The 18,392-nt window shown below is 71.2% G+C and carries 19 protein-coding genes and 1 pseudogene; 6 read left to right on the plus strand and 14 right to left on the minus strand.

All coding sequences use genetic code 11. The features are described 5' to 3' along the window. The first annotated feature begins 36 nt into the window (after positions 1-36). Both IE294_RS33145 and IE294_RS33150 read left to right on the plus strand, forming a co-directional pair. On the plus strand, positions 37-1,035 hold the full coding sequence (locus tag IE294_RS33145) for an amidohydrolase family protein (protein WP_189892273.1): 999 nt from the start codon (positions 37-39) through the stop codon (positions 1,033-1,035). A 307-nt stretch (positions 1,036-1,342) separates the two neighbouring features. Further along, on the plus strand, positions 1,343-1,861 hold the full coding sequence (locus IE294_RS33150) for an SRPBCC family protein (protein ID WP_189892275.1): 519 nt from the start codon (positions 1,343-1,345) through the stop codon (positions 1,859-1,861). Between the two features lie 117 nt (positions 1,862-1,978). On the opposite strand, the gene IE294_RS33155 is transcribed toward IE294_RS33150, so the two are convergent. Together IE294_RS33155 and IE294_RS33160 are read right to left on the minus strand one after the other, a co-directional pair. After that, entirely contained in the window at positions 1,979-4,786 is a 2,808-nt protein-coding gene (locus IE294_RS33155; protein WP_189892322.1) for a helix-turn-helix transcriptional regulator, read from the minus strand. Between the two features lie 126 nt (positions 4,787-4,912). Then, a complete protein-coding gene (locus IE294_RS33160) occupies positions 4,913-5,704 on the minus strand; it encodes an MIP/aquaporin family protein (RefSeq protein WP_189892277.1) in 792 nt (263 codons plus the stop codon). Positions 5,705-5,921: 217 nt separating this feature from the next. Between IE294_RS33160 and IE294_RS33165 the strand changes: the two genes are divergently transcribed. Then, complete coding sequence (locus IE294_RS33165; protein WP_189892278.1) at positions 5,922-6,986, plus strand: NAD(+)/NADH kinase; 1,065 nt, start codon at positions 5,922-5,924, stop codon at positions 6,984-6,986. A gap of 321 nt (positions 6,987-7,307) precedes the next feature. Here the strand turns inward: IE294_RS33165 and IE294_RS33170 are convergent. From IE294_RS33170 to IE294_RS33205, 8 genes and pseudogenes are all read right to left on the minus strand, one after another. Beyond that, positions 7,308-7,406, minus strand: a pseudogene (locus IE294_RS33170) (IS5/IS1182 family transposase); the annotation flags it as partial. 151 nt (positions 7,407-7,557) lie between these two features. Next, positions 7,558-7,887, minus strand: a complete 330-nt coding sequence (locus tag IE294_RS33175) for a nuclear transport factor 2 family protein (protein ID WP_189892280.1) — start codon at positions 7,885-7,887, stop codon at positions 7,558-7,560. 25 nt (positions 7,888-7,912) lie between these two features. After that, positions 7,913-8,698 carry a GNAT family N-acetyltransferase gene (locus IE294_RS33180; protein WP_189892282.1) on the minus strand — a complete coding sequence of 262 codons (786 nt, stop codon included), beginning with the start codon at positions 8,696-8,698 and terminating at the stop codon, positions 7,913-7,915. Positions 8,699-8,755: 57 nt separating this feature from the next. Next, on the minus strand, positions 8,756-9,529 hold the full coding sequence (locus IE294_RS33185) for a GNAT family N-acetyltransferase (protein WP_189892284.1): 774 nt from the start codon (positions 9,527-9,529) through the stop codon (positions 8,756-8,758). Positions 9,530-9,861: 332 nt separating this feature from the next. After that, entirely contained in the window at positions 9,862-10,200 is a 339-nt protein-coding gene (locus IE294_RS33190) for a hypothetical protein (protein ID WP_189892285.1), read from the minus strand. Beyond that, on the minus strand, positions 10,197-10,733 hold the full coding sequence (locus tag IE294_RS33195; protein WP_189892288.1) for a GNAT family N-acetyltransferase: 537 nt from the start codon (positions 10,731-10,733) through the stop codon (positions 10,197-10,199). Before IE294_RS33195 ends, IE294_RS33190 begins: the two co-directional genes overlap by 4 nt. Before the next feature lie 288 nt (positions 10,734-11,021). Then, positions 11,022-12,308 (minus strand): hypothetical protein, encoded by a 1,287-nt coding sequence (locus tag IE294_RS33200; RefSeq protein ID WP_189892290.1) that lies wholly within the window; start codon positions 12,306-12,308, stop codon positions 11,022-11,024. Next, complete coding sequence (locus IE294_RS33205) at positions 12,305-12,985, minus strand: hypothetical protein (RefSeq protein WP_189892292.1); 681 nt, start codon at positions 12,983-12,985, stop codon at positions 12,305-12,307. Before IE294_RS33205 ends, IE294_RS33200 begins: the two co-directional genes overlap by 4 nt. On the opposite strand from IE294_RS33205, the gene IE294_RS33210 reads away from it, so the two are divergent. Continuing rightward, complete coding sequence (locus IE294_RS33210; RefSeq protein ID WP_189892294.1) at positions 12,978-13,253, plus strand: hypothetical protein; 276 nt, start codon at positions 12,978-12,980, stop codon at positions 13,251-13,253. The two genes, IE294_RS33205 and IE294_RS33210, sit on opposite strands and share 8 nt — an antisense overlap. Before the next feature lie 193 nt (positions 13,254-13,446). On the opposite strand, the gene IE294_RS33215 is transcribed toward IE294_RS33210, so the two are convergent. The 3 genes from IE294_RS33215 to IE294_RS33225 form a co-directional block, all read right to left on the minus strand. Next, positions 13,447-14,277, minus strand: a complete 831-nt coding sequence (locus IE294_RS33215) for a class I SAM-dependent methyltransferase (RefSeq protein WP_189892296.1) — start codon at positions 14,275-14,277, stop codon at positions 13,447-13,449. 111 nt (positions 14,278-14,388) lie between these two features. After that, positions 14,389-14,766: a hypothetical protein gene (locus IE294_RS33220; RefSeq protein ID WP_189892298.1), complete on the minus strand. Its 378-nt coding sequence runs from the start codon at positions 14,764-14,766 to the stop codon at positions 14,389-14,391. An 83-nt stretch (positions 14,767-14,849) separates the two neighbouring features. Beyond that, positions 14,850-16,382 (minus strand): GMC family oxidoreductase, encoded by a 1,533-nt coding sequence (locus tag IE294_RS33225; protein ID WP_189892324.1) that lies wholly within the window; start codon positions 16,380-16,382, stop codon positions 14,850-14,852. Positions 16,383-16,695: 313 nt separating this feature from the next. Here IE294_RS33225 and IE294_RS33230 point away from each other — a divergent pair, with 313 nt between their 5' ends. Then, the gene (locus IE294_RS33230; protein WP_229917531.1) at positions 16,696-17,124 is read left to right on the plus strand and encodes an SsgA family sporulation/cell division regulator; all 429 of its coding nucleotides are present in this window, start codon (positions 16,696-16,698) and stop codon (positions 17,122-17,124) included. Positions 17,125-17,289: 165 nt separating this feature from the next. Continuing rightward, a complete protein-coding gene (locus IE294_RS33235) occupies positions 17,290-17,784 on the plus strand; it encodes a hypothetical protein (protein WP_189892300.1) in 495 nt (164 codons plus the stop codon). Between the two features lie 54 nt (positions 17,785-17,838). Here the strand turns inward: IE294_RS33235 and IE294_RS33240 are convergent, their stop codons facing one another. Further along, the gene (locus tag IE294_RS33240) at positions 17,839-18,282 is read right to left on the minus strand and encodes a cupin domain-containing protein (RefSeq protein WP_058084767.1); all 444 of its coding nucleotides are present in this window, start codon (positions 18,280-18,282) and stop codon (positions 17,839-17,841) included. Between the last annotated feature and the right edge of the window lie 110 nt (positions 18,283-18,392).

The raw sequence follows: 18,392 nt of genomic DNA on the forward strand, positions 1-18,392 counted from the left end.
GACCTTACGTCCCAGCCCGCGGCACGCACCCTGCTCATGCCGCCGGCCAGAAACGGAGGACTCCCCGTGACCGCGACAGCGGAGCAACTCGTCGACGTCCACGCCCACTTCGTGACCCCCGACTACGTCGAGGCCGCCAAGGCCGCGGGACATCTGCTCCCCGACGGCATGCGGGGCTACCCCACCTGGTCGGCGGCCGGGCACCTGGACCTCATGGACGCCTACGGTATCCGCACCAGCGTGCTGTCCGTCTCGTCGCCCGGTACGCACTTCGGCGACGACCGCGCCGCGCGCCTGCTGAGCCGGCGGGTCAACGAGTTCGCAGCCGACGTGCTGCGCGCACACCCCGGCCGCTTCGGGCACTTTGCCTCCCTCCCGCTGCCCGACGTGGACGGCGCGCGCGCCGAGGCCGCCCACGCCCTCGACGTCCTCGGCAGCCACGGTGTCGCCGTCGAGACCAACCACGCGGGCGCCTACCTCGGCAACGCCCGCTTCGAACCCCTCTGGCGGGACCTGGACGAGCGCGCTGCCGTCGTCTTCGTCCACCCCACCTCACCGCCCTGCTACGAAGCCGTCTCCCTGGACCGGCCCCGGCCCATGCTGGAGTTCCTGTTCGACTCCACCCGTGCCGTCTCCGACCTGGTGTTCAGCGGAGTGCTGCGCCGCTACCCGCGCATCCAGTGGGTCTTCACCCACGGCGGTGGCGCGCTCCCGCTGCTCGCCGACCGCATGGAGCTGTTCCGGACCGTCTTCGGCATCGGCGACCAGGACGGCCCCACGGTGCAGGAGCAGTTGCGCGGTCTCTGGTTCGACATGGCCGGCAGTCCCTTCCCGCACCAGATCCCGGTGCTCACGACGACCTTCGGCTACGACCGCCTGCTCTACGGCAGCGACTACTGCTGGACCCCGGCCGCCGGCGCCGTCGCGCAGATCGCCTCCGTCGACGCCGCCGAACAGCCGGCCGGTGGCACCTGGCGCGCGCTGACCACCCGCAACGCGGCCCGGCTGCTGCCGGACCTGGCCGCCGGGAGCTGAGCGGACCGGACACGCCGTCGGGGTCTGCGGGCTCGCCGTGAACCGGTTTCTCGTCGCGGCCGGCGGGCTGGTGGGTGCGGGGCACTGCTACGGCCCTGGTCGCCTCGGCTGCCCGGCTCCTTGCCGTGGCCGGCGTCTCGGCGGGCCGGGTGCCGTGTTCGCGGCGACACGGTGCATGGGGTGGTGCGGGCCGGCCGGGGTGCCTGTCACGCGTGGGGACCCCGTCGAATGACTGATGCCCGCCCGCGCGCCGTCCGGGAACCTGGTGGAGGAAGGAACCACCAGGAGCCGCACGGAGGAAGACATCGTGTTCGATGCGCCCGGACCGGATCAGCCGGACGGCCACCGACTTCTGCACTGGCCGATCGGTTACTCCCCGGAATTCTCGGACCTCTGGGCCGTCGGCGAGACCGACGTCGACGCGCGGCCGGAAGCCGTCTTCGGACACTTGGCCGGCCTGTGCGACTGGGCACGGGATGTCACGCCGATCGACGACGGGTCCGTGGCGGACACCGAGCCGCCGGGGCTGCGGACAGACAGCGAGTTCGCCTACCGGCTGGAGGGGCTGCCCGTGCGCGCACGAGTCGGCGAGTGCAGCCCCGGCAGCCGCCTGGCATGGTTCGCGCAGGGCATCGATCTCAGCCTGTACCAGGAGTGGCTGCTCCTGGCCCACGACGGCCGCACCCTGGTCCTCATGGGGGTCGCGGCGCGCGGCCCCGCCGCCATCGCACGCCGGGAAGCGGATCCGGCGTCCGCCCGGCGCATGGTGGAGGGGTGGCTCAGGGGGCTTGAGGCAGAGACGTCCCGAGGCGGTGGGGCGGTCTGAAAGGAGTTCCACGTCGCTGGCGGGTCCAGAGGCACGGGAAGTCTCGCTGCTTCTGCCGGCTCCGAGTGGATGAACGACCACGCGCTCCGACGTGCCGGAGGTCATACGGGACGGCGGTCAGGCGTCGTCGCTGCCGATCGCGTCCCGCAGGGCCGCACGCGTGGTGATGCCCAGTTTCGGGAAGATCTGGTACAGGTGACTGCTCACCGTCCGCGGTGAGATGAACAGCCGTTCGCCGATCTCCTTGTTCGTCATGCCGGACGCCGCCAGCCGGGCGATCTCCCGTTCCTGTGGCGTCAGGGCGGCCGCACCCTGGGTGTTGGAGGGGGTGCGCGCGGTCTGCCCCGCTGCCCTCAGCTCCCGTTCGGCGCGCGCCGCCCAGGGGGTGGCACCGAGCTTCTCGAAGGCGTGGGACGCCTCCTTGAGCTGGGCCTTCGCCTCGCTCATCGCCCGTGAGCGGCGCAGCCGTTCGCCGTACAGGAGGCGAACGCGCGCGGTGTCGAAGGGCCACTCGACGGTCCGTGGCGTCCGCAGAGCGCGTTCGAAGAGCTCCGGGGCGGCCTCGTCATCGGCGACGAGTGCCGCCGCGGCCATCTCCCGCATCGCGAGCCGGGGGGAGAGGGCCGCGGTGCCCGACTCGCGCAGTACGCGCACGTGCCGCTCGGCCTCGGCCCTGCGATCGGTGCGGACAGCGGCCTCGACCAGTTCGAGGGCCACCCAGAGACTGTGCGGTACGTGCGAGGCGAGGGTTCCGGCGGGGCTGATCTCCGTTGCCCGCTGGTAGGCCGACTCGTAGTCGCCCTCCCCGAGGTGGGCCAGGACCTGGGCGTGGCGGGCATACGTCTGCGCCATGCCCACGCCGCGCGGACCAGCCCAGCCGATCATCTGGTCGGTGAGGGCGCGGCTGGTCTCGAACCTGCCCTGGACGGCGGCCAGGAGAGCCTGGTGATAGCGGAAGTAGAAGCTGAAGAACCTGCCCCCGAACTCCTCGCAGACCGCGAGGCCCTCGGCCGCGAGTTCCGCGGCCTCGGCCCACTCGCCGCGGACGAAGTCGTCGATGCACACGTCCATGAGGGCGACGATCCGCCTTCTGCCGGGCCCCCCGGCCCTTCCTTGCCGGATGCTCCGCCACAGGGGTTCACGTACCTCGGTCAGGCGGTCCGGGTAGATCGAGGCCGCCGCCACGTTCTGCACCATGTCGGGGTCGGTCTCGTGCTGGATCGTCGCCAGTCTGGCCTCCAGGGCCGGCAGCAGGGCCACCCCCGTGCGAACGGGGTCGGCGCCGAACAGGCCGATGCCCAGTGTCATGATCTCCGGCGGCCCGGGCACGAGACGCGCCGTGGCCGCGTGGAAGGCCTCCCACAGTTCGGCCCGTCCGCCGACGATGCAGACCAGAGCGAGGGTCCACAGCCCGGTGACGAGTTCCTCGTCCTGCGGGTCCGTACGGTTGGGCCAGGCTTCGATCGCGCCGACCAGAAGGCGATGGGCGGTGTCGACGTGCCCGTCCGCGTCAAGGAGCTGGAAGGCGGTCGCCGACGCGTAGTTCAGGGAGGCGGGCGCCTGCTCGCCGGCCTGGCGGACCCCTTGCAGCAGTTCCATGGCGCTCCTGGTCTCCGCCAGGCCTTCCGCACCGATGTAGGCGGCCTCGGCGAGGCGGCGGCTGCGTGCCTGCGGCGTCGGGCTGAGATCCGCGGCGCGGCACAGCAGGGCGATCACCGCCTGGTAGTCACCGCGCCTCCGGACCAGGCGAGCCGCTTCCTGCAACAGCGCGGCCACCTCCTCGTCGGGCTCCACGGTGGCCTCGCCCAGGTGCCAGGCCCGGCGTTCGAGGTCGTCGCGGTGGACCTCCGCCAGGGCCCGGTGCACCCGCCGGCGTTCCGCGGACGTCGACTCGGTCACGACCGCGGACCTGATCAGCGGGTGTCGGAACGTCACCGTGTGCGAGGCGGTCGTCACCCTGACGAGCTGGTCCTGCTCGGCGGGCGCCAGGTCGTCCAGCCGGTAACCGGCGCCGGCCGCGGCTTGCAGCACTGCGAGGTCACCGGTGCTCTCCAGCGCGGCGGCGAGCAGCAGGGTACGGGTCGCGGCGGGCAGGGCCGCCACCCGGGCCGCGAACAGTCCCTGAAGACGTTGGTTGAGCGGGAGTATGCGGGGCACGGGCTCGGCGGGGCCGCGCCGGGTCTCCCGCACGGCGTGCGGGAGTTCGAGCAGGGCCAGGGGATTGCCCTGCGCGGTGCTCAGTACCCGTGCCCGGACCTGGGGACCGAGGTCGGGGAAGCGCTCCGCCAGCAACTGGGCGGCGGCTTCGTCGTCCAGTGCCCGCAACGGCAGCTCGGGCAGGCCGCCGGTGTCGAAATAGCCGGCCGATCCGGTTCTGTAGGCCGCCAGCAGGCCGGCCCTGCTGCCGACCAGCCGGCGTGCCGCGAAGCTCAGCACCACCGCACTGGCCCGGTCGAGCCAGGGGAGGTCGTCGATGACCAGCAGCAGCGGGGCCCGCGCGGCCACCCGCCGGAGCAGCAGGGTCACGGCGTTGGACAGCAGGAGCCAGTCCGGAGCGGAGCCGGTCTCGAAGCCCAGGGCGACCCGCAGCGCCCGGGCGTGTTCGTCCCCGAGCGCGGAGAAGTCGTCGACCAGGGGAAACAGGGTCTGGTTGAGCCCGGCGAAGCTCGCCTCGGCCTCGAACTCGGCCCCGGTCACGCGCAGGATCGTCCTCCCCGACGCGCGGGCGGCGTCGGCGGTCGCCTCCAACAGGGCCGTCTTGCCCACACCCGCTTCTCCGGACAGCAGCAACGTGCCGCCGTTCACTCCGGTCTGCCGGAGAAAACGTTGCAGAAAGTCGATTTCTCGCAGTCGTCCCACGAGAGTCTCAGGTCGGTCGTCGGGCTGGGTCACCCGTGAAGTCTCCCTCGGGGGCCGTCGACGCATCAAGGCGGGGTTGACGCAGGAGCGTCTCATCCACCCCGTCCCCGGCCTTTCCGGAGGGACATCAGCCTTCCTCGTGCAACACCTGTGTTCAGGTAAGTGGGCGCCGAAGCCGGGCCGACGGCCCGGTCACACCCGCGACGCCTCGGCGCGCCCGGTGGCGTCACCGGTGCCGGCGAGCTTGTACGTGATCGGCTCGCGCAACTGGAACCGCCGGTAGAGCAGGTGGTGCACCGAAGCCCCGAGGACGGCGCCGACGATCGGCGCCACCATGTAGGTCACCAGGTCGGTGAACTGACCGGCGAGCAGGGCGGGTCCGAACTGCCGCGCGGGGTTGGCGGAACCGCCGCTCAGCGGGCCGAAGATCACGATGATGAGTGCGATGCACACTCCCACCGTCGCCGGCAGCCACCGGCCGAACGCCGGATAGGCCAGCAGGAAGCCGACGGCGAGGGCCAGGACGAGGATGCACCCGGTCTCCGCGAGGAACACGGCCGACACCGGCCAGGTGGGGGCGGGCCGCAGGGACCCGAAGCCGACCGTGGACACCACCGGCCCCCATACCAGTCGTCCGAGCAACGTCCCGAGTACGGAGCCCGCCAGTTGGGCGGCGATGTAGGGCAGGACGCTCACCCCGGGGAACACGTCCATCAGCCATACGGCGACGGTCACCGCCGGATTCATGTGTCCGCCGCTGCGGCGTCCCCATGGCGACAGGATCAGCCCGGTGATCAGCAGTCCGGCGGCCGGCCCGACCACCGCGAGAGCGAGGCGCAGATCACCGACGTACAGCGGCGACGCGGGCACCCGGACCCAGCGCACGATGGTCACCACCAGGAAGAGCAGCACGGTCGTGAGAGCGAACTCGCACCACACCTGTCCGGTGGGTACGGCGGCGGGACGGCGGACGGACGCGGTCATACGGGTCACCTCGGCACGGCGATGGAAGCGGGGACGCTCACTGTGCAGCTTTCCAGCCCCCACGACCTGGTGAAATCGAGTCCGCACCAGCCGGTGCGTGGGGCAATCCCCACAACGCGCCAGTGAAGTCACTTCGCACGCCGCGGTTGCGTCAATCTATGGGGAGTTAGCTGCCCTCGGCTGTGCCACCTGCTGTTATGTGTTGCATGATGTCAGCATGCCCATACAACGCATAGGTCTTGTCGTTCACCAGGGACGGGCCGCCGCCCGGGAAGCGGCGCTGACCGTGCACCGGTGGAGCGACGCCCGCGGCATCGCGTGCACCGACATCGACGTGTGGGCCAAGGACCACAGCCGGCGCGGCGGACGCGAGGAGGCCGAGGCCGCGGGGAACCCCGACCTCGTCGTCACCCTCGGCGGCGACGGGACCTTTCTGCGGGGCGCCCGGATCGCCGTCAAGAGCGGGGCGAGCGTCCTCGGCGTCGACTTGGGCAAGGTCGGCTTCCTCACCGAGGTGCCGGCGGGCGACGTCACCGCCGCCCTGGACGCCGTCCACGAGGGCCGCGCCGTCGTCGAGGAACGCATGACCCTCACCATGCGCGCGTCGCACCCGCTGGAGACACCGCGGGGAATGGAGGACCTGCTGCTGTACGGGCGTGGCCCCGCGCTGCCCGCCCCGCACGTCCGGCCGGAGACCACCGAGGACGAGGGATGGGGCGTCGCCCTGGACGTCAACGCCCTCAATGACGTGGTTCTGGAGAAGCTCGCCCGCGACCGCCAGGTGAGCGTCGGCGTCTACATGGCGGGCCGGCTGCTGGCGTCGTACTCGGCCGACGCGCTGGCCGTCGCCACGCCCACCGGGTCCACCGCCTACAGCTTCGCCGCCGGCGGCCCCGTGCTCTCCCCGCACATGGACGCGGTGGTCTTCACCCCCATCGCGCCGCACATGACCTTCAACCGCAGCATCGTCGCCGCGCCCGACGAACCGGTCGCCCTGCGCGTCCTGCCCCACTCCGGGCAGGCCGCGGTGAGCATCGACGGCCAATTGCGCGGGGTGCTCGACCCCGGTGACTGGATCGGTGTCTTCCGCGCCCCGGACCGGGTGCGGTTGATCCGCCTGCACCCGACGGACTTCTACGGCCGCCTCCGGGGCCGCTTCCACCTCACCGACGCCCCCGCCACCGCCCAGGACGGCCCCTCGGCGCCGTTCTTCCGCCCGGACACGCCGATCCCGCCGGACCTGGCGGGCATGCGATTGCCGCCCCCGGCGGCAGCGCGCTGAGACCCGCGCACCCTTCCCCTCCATGGTCGGACGACACGTCACATAACCTTGTGCCGAACGGAAGCCCGGGGCGTGGGCGCCAGCCGACCGGTGCCAGACGGGTGAGAACGCTGTCGATGACACGCGCGTCGTAGTCGAGGCCGAGCTGGTTGGGCACGGTGGGCAACAGGGTGTGGGCGGCGGCGACGGCCTCGTCCTGCGCGAACAGGCCGCCCGCCCGCAGACCCTCGGCTACACCCTGGCCGATTTCGAGGACGACGCGGTCGTGCGCCTCGCCGCTGGGTTCTGTCTCTTTGGTCAGCGTATCGAAGGCAGGTGCGCACCAGCCTGCCCTACGGTGAGGGTGAAGGCTGGAGGCCGTGCCCCGCCGTCCGCTGCCAGGAGGACCTTCGTGCTCAGCCCGCCGCGGGAGCGTCCGAGAGGGCGACTGCCCCGACCGGCGGCCGCCTGCGGAGCTGGTCGGCGTCAGGCGGCCGGGCGCCGCCTGACGGGCGAGCCGGGGCCGCCGTTCGGCCCCGGCAGCCGGGCTCGTCCGCCGGCACTGTCGCGTCGGCGGGAGGCCCGACAGGACCTAGCTGATCCGCAGGGAGGCGATCAGTCCGTCGCGCAGCTCGAAGGCCATGGGCCCGGTGCCGTTGTAGCCGTTGCCCGACACTTGCAACGTCAGCAGGTAGCGGCCGTCCGCCGAGTCCCGCTGGGCCGAGACCAGGTCGAAGTGCGCCTGCACACCGATGTTGTCGGTGTGGTTCCAGTCGCTCACCCCACGGCGCCCGTGGAACTCGCGACCCCAGTCGTTCACGTACGCGTCCGGTGCGAAGGCGGACACGAACGCCTCGGAGTCACCGGCGTTGGTCGCTTCTATGAAGACCCGGATGGCGTCTGGGAGTTCGATGTCGGTCATGGAAGCCGCTCCTCATGGGAAAGGGTCATCGGGCAGGCCCGTAAGCCGGCACCTCGAAGAGTTCGTACTCGCCGACGACGGAGAAACCGAGCCGTCGGTAGACCGGCGTGCCGTCGCCGGTGGCCTGGAGGGTGGCCACGCGCAGACCGTTCTCCCTGGCGGCCTGCACGGCCGCCTGGGTGAGGACCGCGCCGATCCCCCGCCGCCGTCGTGAGGCGTCGGTGGTGACGACGTAGATCCCGGCCACGCCGTGTGCCACGTACAACAGCGCCGTCCCCACGGTCTGCCCGTCGAGCCGGCCCGCGAACCGGGTGATCCGCCCGGCGTCCGTCCGCTCCCGTTCGACGCGGACGAGGTCGTCGTGGAGTTCCGGAGGGAGACCGAAGGAGGGGCTGTAGGTGCGCACCCAATCGGACAGTTCCTCCACGGAGTCACCGATGGGCCGCACGCGGAGGGCGTCGGGACCCTCCACGTGCCGCACCTGGTCCGTCCGCACCGCCATGATCGGCATGGACCCCTCTTGCCTGGCCCCGCCGTCGACGAGTCGCCGACGCACCTCTGGCCCGCTGTCGGGACCGACCCACCAGGTGAACGGCAGGCCGTCGAACCGCTTGACCGCATCGGCCACGGCTTCCTCGGTGCGGTCGTCGTCCCGCAGCCGCATCACACCGTTGAGCTGGCCGTCGGCGAGTCCGCTGCGGAACAGGGACAGGTAGTCGTCCCGCCGTTCCTGAGCTCCCCAGCCAAGCCAGTAGTCACGGCAGTTGGCGAGCTGAGGTTCGAGGGTCGCGATGTCAGTGCGTTGAGTCACAAACCGAATATAACTTAGTAGATGTCAATATCGCTTCCGATGTGACATTCGAATGTGTCAGGTCGTGGGTCCGGAGAACAGGTGGTACTCGGCGACGGCCTCGAAGCCGAAGCGCCGGTACAGCGGCTCACCCATCGGGCTGGCGCCGAGCGCGGCCAGGTGCATCCCGCGTTCCCGCCCCGCCCGCAACGCCGCCGTCGTCAGGGCGCCGCCGACGCCACGCCGCCGGTACGCCTCCGCGACATGGACCAGGAAGATGCCGGCCACCTCGTGCGCCATGATGACCACCGTCGTACCCACCACCTTGCCGTCGAGCACCGCGGCGAGGCGGACGATGTCCTGGTTGTCGGCCCGCCCGGCCTCGACGCGCACCACGCCGTCCTCCAGGCTCGGTGAGACCCCCATGGAAGCGCTGTAGGTGCGGACCAGCTCCCGCAGCCGGTTCCCTCCCCCGACCTCTTCGACCCGCAGACCGGGCGGCGGCTCCTCGGTCACCTCGGCGTCGTCGAGCGACCGGGTCATCAGGGGTACGGCGCCGAGGGACGCCGCCCCCAGCCCGGCGAGGGCGTCGGCGGTCCCCGCCGGGCTGTCCGGGCCGACCCACCACCACCAGGGCACGCCCGCGAGCCGGGCCCGCGCGGTGGCCATCGACTCCTCCACGACGTCCAGCGACCTCAGCCGTACGACCCCGTTGAACTGCGGTTGCGCCAGCCCGCTGCGATAGTGGTCCGGATCTCCCCACGCGCTCAGCTCCGCGCCCCAGCCCATGAGGTACTGCCGGAAATTGGCTGTGACCCGGGCCATGTCCCCGGTGTCCGGCGTGACTGCCATGTGCGTCACCTTCGTGATCCTCGAACGCTGTACGTTCTTCGCCGACTTGGACCGCGACCGCGGCCGACTCGTATAGAACACCATGTGGGTGCCGCACTTATATGGCCAGTCTACTTGTTCAGTGACATCAGGTGTTTAGGGCACATGGCATGTTGAAACCCGCGCCGACTGAACAGTCCGCGCCCCGCGGTCGTGGTGGACGCGGGGCGCGCGGTGGAATTCGGATCAGTCGACCGCACATGGCGGGCGAGCCGGGCTCGTCGTACGGCAGCCTGCGCACGGACTGCTCAGCGCCGGCCGGCCGCTCTGACCTTCGAGGTTCTGCCGGGTTGTCAGCCCTTCTCCTCGGTGTGGCGGTTCCGGCCGAGCAGCCGCTGTCGGGCGCGTTCGCCGTATGCGACCAGCGCGAAGACGCAGTACACGAGCAGGCAGTTGGCGAGGAGGAAGGCGACGTCCGCGGTGGTGCGGACGCGGGGCCAGGCGGCGACGACGAGGACGAGGCCGATGGGCGTGCCGGCGTAGACCGCCAGCAGGACCGGGCGGCGGGCGGCGAACCGCTGGATCGGGGTGGGAGGACGGCCGGCACCGGCCGCTGTGCCGAGGACGGTGCGGGCGAGGGCGGCGACGAGACCGAGAACCCGTGCGGCAGGCCGGGGCGCGCGTGTGGTCATGACACATCCTCGGACACCGGGAGCGTGAGATCGACGGCGCCGCCCTGGGCATCCCGGACGCAGGCGCTCAGCGAGCGGCAGAGGGACAGCACGCGGTGGTTGTCCCGGTCGGTCAGCTCATGGACCGATGCCATACCGAGGCGGTGGGCCTCTCCAAGGGGCCGCCGCATCAGCTTTGTGCCCAGTCCGACGCGCTGCCAGGCGTCTTCCACCAGGATCGCGAGTTCACCGGTCCGGGCCACCGGGGTGCGGAGGAGATGTGTGGCGGCGATGACGAAGTCCGGTGCGTCGGCAGGTCGCGTCACCCACGTCAGACCCCGGTCCTGCGAGGTCAGCGACCGCCACTCGGAGCGGGTCGACCTCTGCCGCGCCGTCTGATGGCGCCGGTGGCGCGACTCCGCGCCGCAGCGCGCGTGCACCGCGCTGACGGCGGTGCGGTCGGCCGGCACGGCCGACCGGGTCAGCGTGGCCCGACCGTCGAGGGCGGGGATGGAATGGTCACCGGGCTGGAGCGTGGTGGGGGCTTGCGACACGAACGTACCCGTTCTCGCGGAGGGCAGGACTCGGTTCCGGCGCCCAGGACATGCGTGGCTTTCACGATCGTGCATGGGCTCATATGGTGGAGCCAGTGTGTGATGCTGATCATATGGTGGTCCATTCGGCCCACGTAGTGGGGGGCTCACATCTCCGTGCGACCTCGTTGCCCGAGACCCGATGTCCCACCGACGACGAGAATGTCACTCACTACTGGTGCTCCTGTGCTTACCTGTCGATGACAGCGTCCACCGCGTTCTCCTGGCGAAAGTGAGCGGCGGCGGCCGCTACGGCTCGTCCACCCGGCCGGTGTCCACGCCCCGTACCACAACCGGCACGCCGTACTCGGCCGAGACCATGTGCGCGAGTTCCCCGGCGATCCGGCGGAACTCGCCGACGAGGCGGGTGTCTCCGCTGTCGTACAGCACCAGCTCGTGCCGCTCGTCCACGGGTACGGACGGAGACGCCGCGCCGGCCCGCTCGCGCCGACCGCGTATCCAGAGGCCGCTCGGCGTCACCTCCACCACCGCGTCCGGACCGTGGCGGTAGACCCCGAGGCGCAGCAACGGGAGTCCGCGCAACGGCCAGTGATGGCCCGTCACCAGCGGTTCGCGGTGCTCCCCGGCCCGCAGCGGCGGGAACTGGACGGACTCCCGGGCCATCACCATGCGTCCGGGGGAGCCGTCGGAGCCGACCGCCACCACCTTCCCCGCGGTGTCGGGCCGGGAGCCCGGGCCGATGGGCAGCCCGTTGTACGTGCGTACCGCCCTCCCGGCCTTCTCGGCCAGCGCCGTGCCGAGCGACATGCCCGCCGGCAGGGTGACCGGGCCGAAGGGGGCGAACCGTGCGACGGTCCTGACCTGGTCCGGGAGCGTCCACCACAACCGTGTGACATCGGCCAGCGGTACGGCCTCGGCCCCGGGTGCGCCGACGACCACGGTGACCGCGTCCGGCCTGCTGCTCAGACGGGTCGTCAGCAGTGCCCGGTGCCGCGGGAACACAGGTGTCACCCGGGCCGGGCGCAGCCACAGTCCCGCGGGGACCGGCTCGGCCAGCGTGTGTCTGCTCACCCACCACGCGTCCGCGGGCAGGTGCTGCTCCCACTCGGGGCAGGGGAAGCGCCGACCCTCCCCCGAAGTGCCTCCACCGGGGTCGTACCGCGTCCAACCCGGTCCCTGTCCGGCCTCGACGAAGAGGGCGCCCTCCGCGGTGGGCCGGGGCCGGCCGAGCGCGGTCACCACGACCCGGCCCGTGCGGGCGGCGAGCCACCGCCCGGCCTGCGCGGCGCCGCCGGGAGGCGTACGGCCGAACACGACCCGCAGGCCCGCCGCGCCGGCGGGCAGCGCCCGGACCACGTCGTGCAGGAAGCCGGCGGAGGCGCCCTGCGGGACGTCGACGACGACCAGGGTGTGCTCGGGGTCGTGGGCCAGTCCGGCCGCGTACATCCAGGACCGCTGGTCGAAGGCTCCCCAAGGGTGGACCAGCCAGGAACTCCCGGCCCGGCGGGCGACCATGCGCGTGCCGGGCGGCCCGGCGTCCGTGCCGCCCGCCGGGCCGCCCGGTCCCTTGCTCAATGCCCGGTGCCCGTCTGCCAGAGCACGGTGTCGCCGAGCTTGATCTGCACGTTGCCGTCCGGTGTGATCACCAGGACCGCGCCGGGGTGGCCGTTGGTGTACGACGACCAGTGGACGGTGCCCTGCGGATCGTAGATCGCCATGCAGCCGTCGTCCTGGAAGACCGTCTGTAGGTCGGAGCCCGAAGTGTGGGACGCCCAGCGGACGACGCCCCGCTCGTCGGTGACGACGAGGTCGCCACCCCCGGTCATGGCCAGCGTCGCCTTGCCTCCCGGGAGGGACTGGCCCGGGTTCAGCACGGCGGTGGCCTGGACGACGTACGGTTCGCGGACGGGGGTGGCCGTGGCGGTCGGTGTCCGGGAGTGCGCCGGGGGAGTGGTGCGTGGCCCGGAGGAACGGGTGTCGCCGTGCCCCCCGACGGGCGTCGTGCGCGGGGACGGCGCTGTGGACCGCGCGCCCTGGCCACCGGTCTGCGCGGGGTCGGCGGAGCTGGACGGTCCGTGGTCGGGCGAGGGCGAGGTCTTCGGCGGTGAGACTCCCGACGAGACCGGGACCGGTCCGTCTGTGCCGACGTGTACGGCCGGTGCCGCCGCGGCCCGGTCCTCGCCGTGCTGGGTGCCCAGGACCGCGGCCACCGCGATCACGCCCGTGCCGACGAGGCCTGCCCCGATGGCCATCGGCCCCTTCCTGCGCGACCATTTCCGGCCGGTGGGGGGCGTGGAGGCCGGCCGTCGCGCGTCCGCGCCGGAAGCGGGCGCGCGCACGGACCCGCTCAGTGGCTCCGACGGTGGCGGAGCGGTGACCACCCCGGTACCGGACACGTCGTCCACCCAGGGCAGTGGCTCGTTCCACAGGGCGGTCTCCGCGCCGGTACGGCCCGGGGTCCCGGGCTCCTTCCCGGTGTCGCGCCCCGGCGTGGGTTCCCCGCTCGGCTGCGGCACCTGACAGGCATTCATGTTTCCCACTTCACATCAGCATGCGCCCGGCGCGGCTTGCCGGCGCAGGCGCAGGCTAACGCGCCCGCGAGCGCGGCCGGCCGGTGCGGGCAGCAGGCGGGTACGAACGGGAATCCGGGTGGTCCTTCCGTACATCCCGCGAGCGGACCCGCGGGCCCTCGCGAGGACACGCCCCGCAGGACCTATGCGACAACAGGCTGCGCCGGAGCCCGTCCCCAGGCCGCGACGGTGCCCAGACACAGGTCCGTGAGTTCTCCACCGCTGACCTGGGTCAGGAAACGGTCCAGTTCGGCAGGGGTGATGCGGAAGAGGTCCTGGAGATCAGACCTCAGCTGTTCGGCGCTGAGCCGCCAGAAGCGGCCCATCGGGCCGGGGCCCACCGAGGACGCCGATGCCTCCATCCCGACGGCCGTCAGGCCCGCCGCCGCGAGAACTCGGGGAAGGTCACGGGCCCATGTGCAGTCGGTGCCGATCCGCGCCTGGACGGCGGCGCACATGGCGAGGCTGACCTTGCGGTAGAGGGGGTTGGGCGAGGACTCCAGCGGGAACTGGGCCAGGTCCTCGACGACGAGCCAGCCTCCCGGCTTGAGCCAGCGGGCGACCCTCGCGAGGTCGGCGTCCCGACTGCGCAGGTGGGAGAAGACCCAGCGGGCGTGGATGAGGTCGAAGGAGCCCGTGGGGAACTCGTCCCGCGTGACGTCGTGTTCCCGCGCCTCCCAACCGTTCCTGCCGTCGAGGTCGGGGAAGAGCCGGGTGTCGATGTCGGTGGCGACGACTCGTCCGCGCGGGCAACGGGCCGCCAGCCAGCGGGCGGTGGTCCCGAGTCCCGCTCCTATCTCCAGGCAGTGCCAGTCCTCCCGCAGGGGCAGACGCCCAAGACGCTGGAACGTGTTCTCGTCCAGGGCGTGGGCGAGTGCTTCGAGGCGCTCGGCCTCGTCCGGACGCAGATGCGAGAAGACATGCTCGCCGTACACCTCCTCGGAGGGGGCCGGCGCGCTTGATGTGTCGGTCACTTCACTGCTCACTATCTCTTCGCGAAACGGTGACCCGGCGAAACGGAAAGTCACCCGGAAGCCGTGGCTCACGGCTGCGCAGCTCGGAATCCCGCGCGGCGACAGAAGGGGTCAGGCGCTGCCTGGACCGATGAAAGGCGCGCGTTCCATCATGTCCCGTACCCGGGTGAGAGCGCCGTCACGATCCGGCTCCGACGACTCGGCCACGCTGAAAGACAGACCGAGGAGTGAACCGAATCGCCCCCCGTTCTCGTGGACCAGCGCGGTACTGCCCTCCCACAGGGCCGACCGCAGAAGGGCCGGGGTCAGTCGCAGAGCACCCGCCGAGCCCACGACGATGTGCCGCGCGAGGCTCTTCTCCAGGGCAGTCGGCGTCCACTTGCCCGCGGCAGCGTCCTGCTCCAGGGCAGCGGTCAGCTCGGCAAGAAGGCCGGACGGCGAGACCGGTGCCGAAGGGGGCGGGTCGTCCAGGGCGAGGGGTTCGGACATGTGTCATTTCCTTTGGGGTGACGGCCGGAGTGCCGGCGAGGAGGAAACACTGGAACGGGCCCGTGCTCGGGCCGTCGCATCCGTCAGCGGGCGCGCAGCAGGTCCGCCGCTCGCTCCGCGATCGCGAACACCGTGGCGTTGGTGTTGGCGGACACGATGGTCGGCATGACCGAGGCGTCGGCCACCCGCAACCCCTCGACGCCCCGCACGCGGAGCTGCGGGTCGACAACGGCGCCGTCGTCGGTGCCCATACGGCAGGTGCCGCTGTAATGCGCGTACGTACGGATGTTCCGGCGGACGTAGGCGCGCAGGGCCTCGTCGTCCTGGACGTCAGCCCCGGGCAGGGCTTCCTCGCCGCGCCACTCGGCCAGTGCCTCGGTCCGGCCGATCTCCCGGACCGTGCGCAGACCGTGCACCAGGGCGTCGACGTCCCGGGGGTCCGTGTAGTAGCGGGGGTCGACGACGAGCGCGTTGCCGGGGGTCGCGTCGGTCAGCCGGACCGTACCCCGGCTGAACGGCCGCATGAGCGCCACCATGAGCATGTAGCCCTGGTCCATCGCGGGGCCGGGCAGAGTGTCCTCGCGCAGCGGCACGTCCACCATCTGAAGCTGGACGTCGGGGCCGTCCAGGGCCGGGTCGGTGCGGATCAGGCCCGCGACCTCGCCGTGGTTGCCCATCGACGGCGGAACCGGCCGGGAGGACTGGTAGACGACACCGGTGAAGGGGTGGTCCTGGAGGTTCGACCCCACCCCGGCGAGGTTCAGCCGCGGCTCGACGCCCACCTCGCGCAGATGCTCCTCCGGGCCGATGCCGGAGAGCATCAGCAGCTGGGCGGAGCCCAGCGCGCCCGCGGTCAGCACCGTTTCCCGTGTGGCCCGCGCGCTGTGCCGCCGTTCGCCGATTCCGTACTCGACGCCCGTGCACCGCTCGCCGTCGAAGGTCAGCCGGTGGGCGAGGGCGTCGGTCACCAAGGTCAGGTTGGGCCGGTCGACGACAGGGCGGAGGTACGCGGTGGCCGCGTCCAGCCGGAGACCGTCGACGATGGTCAGGTCCTCCCAGCCGAAGGCCTCCTCCAGACCACTGGTGAAGTCCTCGGTGATCGGGTGGTCGGCCTGCCGCACCGCCTTGAGGAACGCCTCGGACAGCGGGTGGGGCCGGGCGGCGGGAGCGACCCGCAGCGGCCCCTCCATGCCGCGGTAGCGGGGGTCACGGCCGGGTACGCCCGTGAGGTTCTCACTGCGCTTGAAGTAGGGAAGGAGCTCGTCGTACGTCCAGCCGGTCGCGCCGGCCTTCTCCCAGGCGTCGTAGCTGGAGCGGTGCCCGCGCAGGAAGGTCATGGCGTTGATGGACGAACTGCCGCCGAGGGCCCGCCCGCGCGGCAGAGGGATCACCATCCCGCCGGCGCCCTCCTGTGGGACGCTGCGGTCGGCCCAGTCCGCGTTGGAGCCCATCAGGGCGGGCCAGGCGGCGGGAACCGCCATCAGGTCGAGGGGTTCGGCGCTCCCCGCCTCGATCAGCAGGACGCGTACCTCCGGAGTCTCCGACAGCCGGGCCGCCAGCACACATCCGGCCGTACCGGCTCCCACCACGATGTAATCGTACGTTTCTGTTGGCATCATCCAGCCTCTCCGGACACGTCACATGAGTACTCAAGTGACTTAGGTTTGAGATCATGCTACTTCATATGTTTCATGGTGCAGTCAACGTGCAGACACCAGGCTTCAGGCAGATGCCCGCAAGGCGGTCGGCGGCGCCGCTTCGCACGCCCGCGTCGCCTGGGCCATCACCGTCAGATGACGTATGCGAAGGGGCCGACGCGGCTCGCATCATGGAGGAGCGGTACGGGGTAGTGCGGGGCGACCCTGTTCCAGAAGCGGGAAGCGAGCAGATGACACAGCCGGAAACAGTGAAATACCACCCCTTCCATTCATGGCCGGAGCGGCGGTGGGCGGAATGAGAAAAGTGCACCTCGCCTCCACCGCTACGTACTGGGTCGCCAAGCGGTTTCCGGTGATCATCTCCTGCGAGTTCTCCTACGACGTACGCGATCCGTACGCCGTCACGCTGATCCTTGATTCGGAGGGTGAGCATCCGGTGCGGTGGGTCTTCTCACGGGAATTGCTCGCCGACGGGCTGACGGGCGGCGCGGGCGAGGGCGATGTCACCGTGTGGCCGGAGAATGACGGGGCCGACGGGTGTTTCCTGTGGGTGGAGGTGGGGCGCGACCCCCACACCGCTCTCTTCGAGATACCGGCCGATGCCATCACCGAATGGCTCCTTGAGACCTATCACCTCGTGCCCGAGGGACAGGAAGCGGCAGAGGTGACATGGGATGAGCTGACTCACCTCATCGAATGAGACTGTCGGATTCCTGTGTCCGTACTGCTGCGCATCTCACCAAGGAATGTCACACTGAGTTCGTGCGCTGACGCCCGGAGACCGGTGTTCGTTGTCTCTGGCGGCAGTCCGGGATTCACCTACGGAGCGTGACCAGCACTCGGAGCCGACCCAAGGAGGTGCCGCATGCCCGGACCCGAGGCGACGACCACCACGGACTTGGTGACGCACTACAGTGCCCAGTTGGCCAACGACCTTGAGCGGAACGCCGAGGAACAGGACGGTGTCCGTGCCGAGCTGGAGCAGCTCGAAGCCCGCCTCGGTGCCCTGCGGCGCGATCACGCCGTTCTCATGACGATGCGGCAGGCTCTGGAGAGCGACATACCCCTCCAGTACGCGCCCGCGCCCCCCGGGGAGAACGCCACGGGTGGCGCCCCGGGCGGACGGGGCGCCACCGGGCGGAAACAACGCGTGCCGACCCTGGTCAGTCTCATCCGAGCCCATCTGGCCGAGCGGCCCGGCCCCTGTTCCGCCGGTGACGTCGCGGCGGCACTGAGTGAGACACAACCTGACCGGGCCATCAAGGCCACTGTGGTGCGTACGACCCTGGAGGGGCTCGTCGCGAGAGGTGAGGCCCGACGCATCAAGAAGGGGCACTCGGTGCGCTACGTCACTGCCTGAGACACACCGGGTCCGCTCTCCCCCGTGCGGGGGAGGGACGGGACCCGGCGGCGGTCACTGGAAGTCGCAACCCGGGTTGGGGGCGTCCTCCGACAACGGCGCGCCGTGGGGAAGGACATAGAGGACGTCGAGAACGACCGGGACGGTGCCGAGGTTGCGTCCGATGTGCACGTGGTCCGCGCCCGCGGGCTCCTTGATGTAGTGGCCCTGCTTGTAGACGCCGTCCGAGGCGCACGAGGCGTCGAAGTGGCTCAGTGTGCCCTGCTCGACGTAACCGATGAGCGTACCGTCGTGGTAGTGCCAGCCCGTGCTCTGCCCCGGCGGCAGGGTGATGCGGCGCAGGATGTAGTCCTTCGAGCCGATCGTGGTCTTGGAGATGATGGTTCCGGTCACGCCCGGGCCGGCCGGGGTGGCGGAGGCCGGCACCGCCGCGGCACTCAGCGAGAGTCCCGCGACCGCCGCTGCGGCGAGGCCGGCACGGACCAAGTTCCTGGTCATAAGTAACCTTTCGACAAAAGTCGCTGGAAGCATCACTCATGCTAATGCCTCCTCGATGGGTGAGGTGACATCACATGACTTAGGTCGGTGACATCATGGCAGAGTCTGAC

It is taken from the genome of Streptomyces canarius (assembly GCF_014650735.1).
In the GTDB taxonomy this organism is placed as follows: Bacteria; Actinomycetota; Actinomycetes; order Streptomycetales; family Streptomycetaceae; genus Streptomyces; species Streptomyces olivaceoviridis.

Bases quoted from the DNA above. Each gene is read 5' to 3' on its own strand.
- IE294_RS33145 (WP_189892273.1), top strand. From the start codon at position 37: ATGCCGCCGGCCAGAAACGGAGGACTCCCCGTGACCGCGACAGCGGAG.
- IE294_RS33155 (WP_189892322.1), bottom strand. From the start codon at position 4,786: ATGCGTCGACGGCCCCCGAGGGAGACTTCACGGGTGACCCAGCCCGAC.
- IE294_RS33160 (WP_189892277.1), bottom strand. From the start codon at position 5,704: ATGACCGCGTCCGTCCGCCGTCCCGCCGCCGTACCCACCGGACAGGTG.
- IE294_RS33165 (WP_189892278.1), top strand. From the start codon at position 5,922: ATGCCCATACAACGCATAGGTCTTGTCGTTCACCAGGGACGGGCCGCC.
- IE294_RS33175 (WP_189892280.1), bottom strand. From the start codon at position 7,887: ATGACCGACATCGAACTCCCAGACGCCATCCGGGTCTTCATAGAAGCG.
- IE294_RS33185 (WP_189892284.1), bottom strand. From the start codon at position 9,529: ATGGCAGTCACGCCGGACACCGGGGACATGGCCCGGGTCACAGCCAAT.
- IE294_RS33190 (WP_189892285.1), bottom strand. From the start codon at position 10,200: ATGACCACACGCGCGCCCCGGCCTGCCGCACGGGTTCTCGGTCTCGTC.
- IE294_RS33210 (WP_189892294.1), top strand. From the start codon at position 12,978: ATGGCCATCGGCCCCTTCCTGCGCGACCATTTCCGGCCGGTGGGGGGC.
- IE294_RS33205 (WP_189892292.1), bottom strand. From the start codon at position 12,985: ATGGCCATCGGGGCAGGCCTCGTCGGCACGGGCGTGATCGCGGTGGCC.
- IE294_RS33220 (WP_189892298.1), bottom strand. From the start codon at position 14,766: ATGTCCGAACCCCTCGCCCTGGACGACCCGCCCCCTTCGGCACCGGTC.
- IE294_RS33225 (WP_189892324.1), bottom strand. From the start codon at position 16,382: ATGCCAACAGAAACGTACGATTACATCGTGGTGGGAGCCGGTACGGCC.
- IE294_RS33230 (WP_229917531.1), top strand. From the start codon at position 16,696: ATGGCCGGAGCGGCGGTGGGCGGAATGAGAAAAGTGCACCTCGCCTCC.
- IE294_RS33235 (WP_189892300.1), top strand. From the start codon at position 17,290: ATGCCCGGACCCGAGGCGACGACCACCACGGACTTGGTGACGCACTAC.
- IE294_RS33240 (WP_058084767.1), bottom strand. From the start codon at position 18,282: ATGACCAGGAACTTGGTCCGTGCCGGCCTCGCCGCAGCGGCGGTCGCG.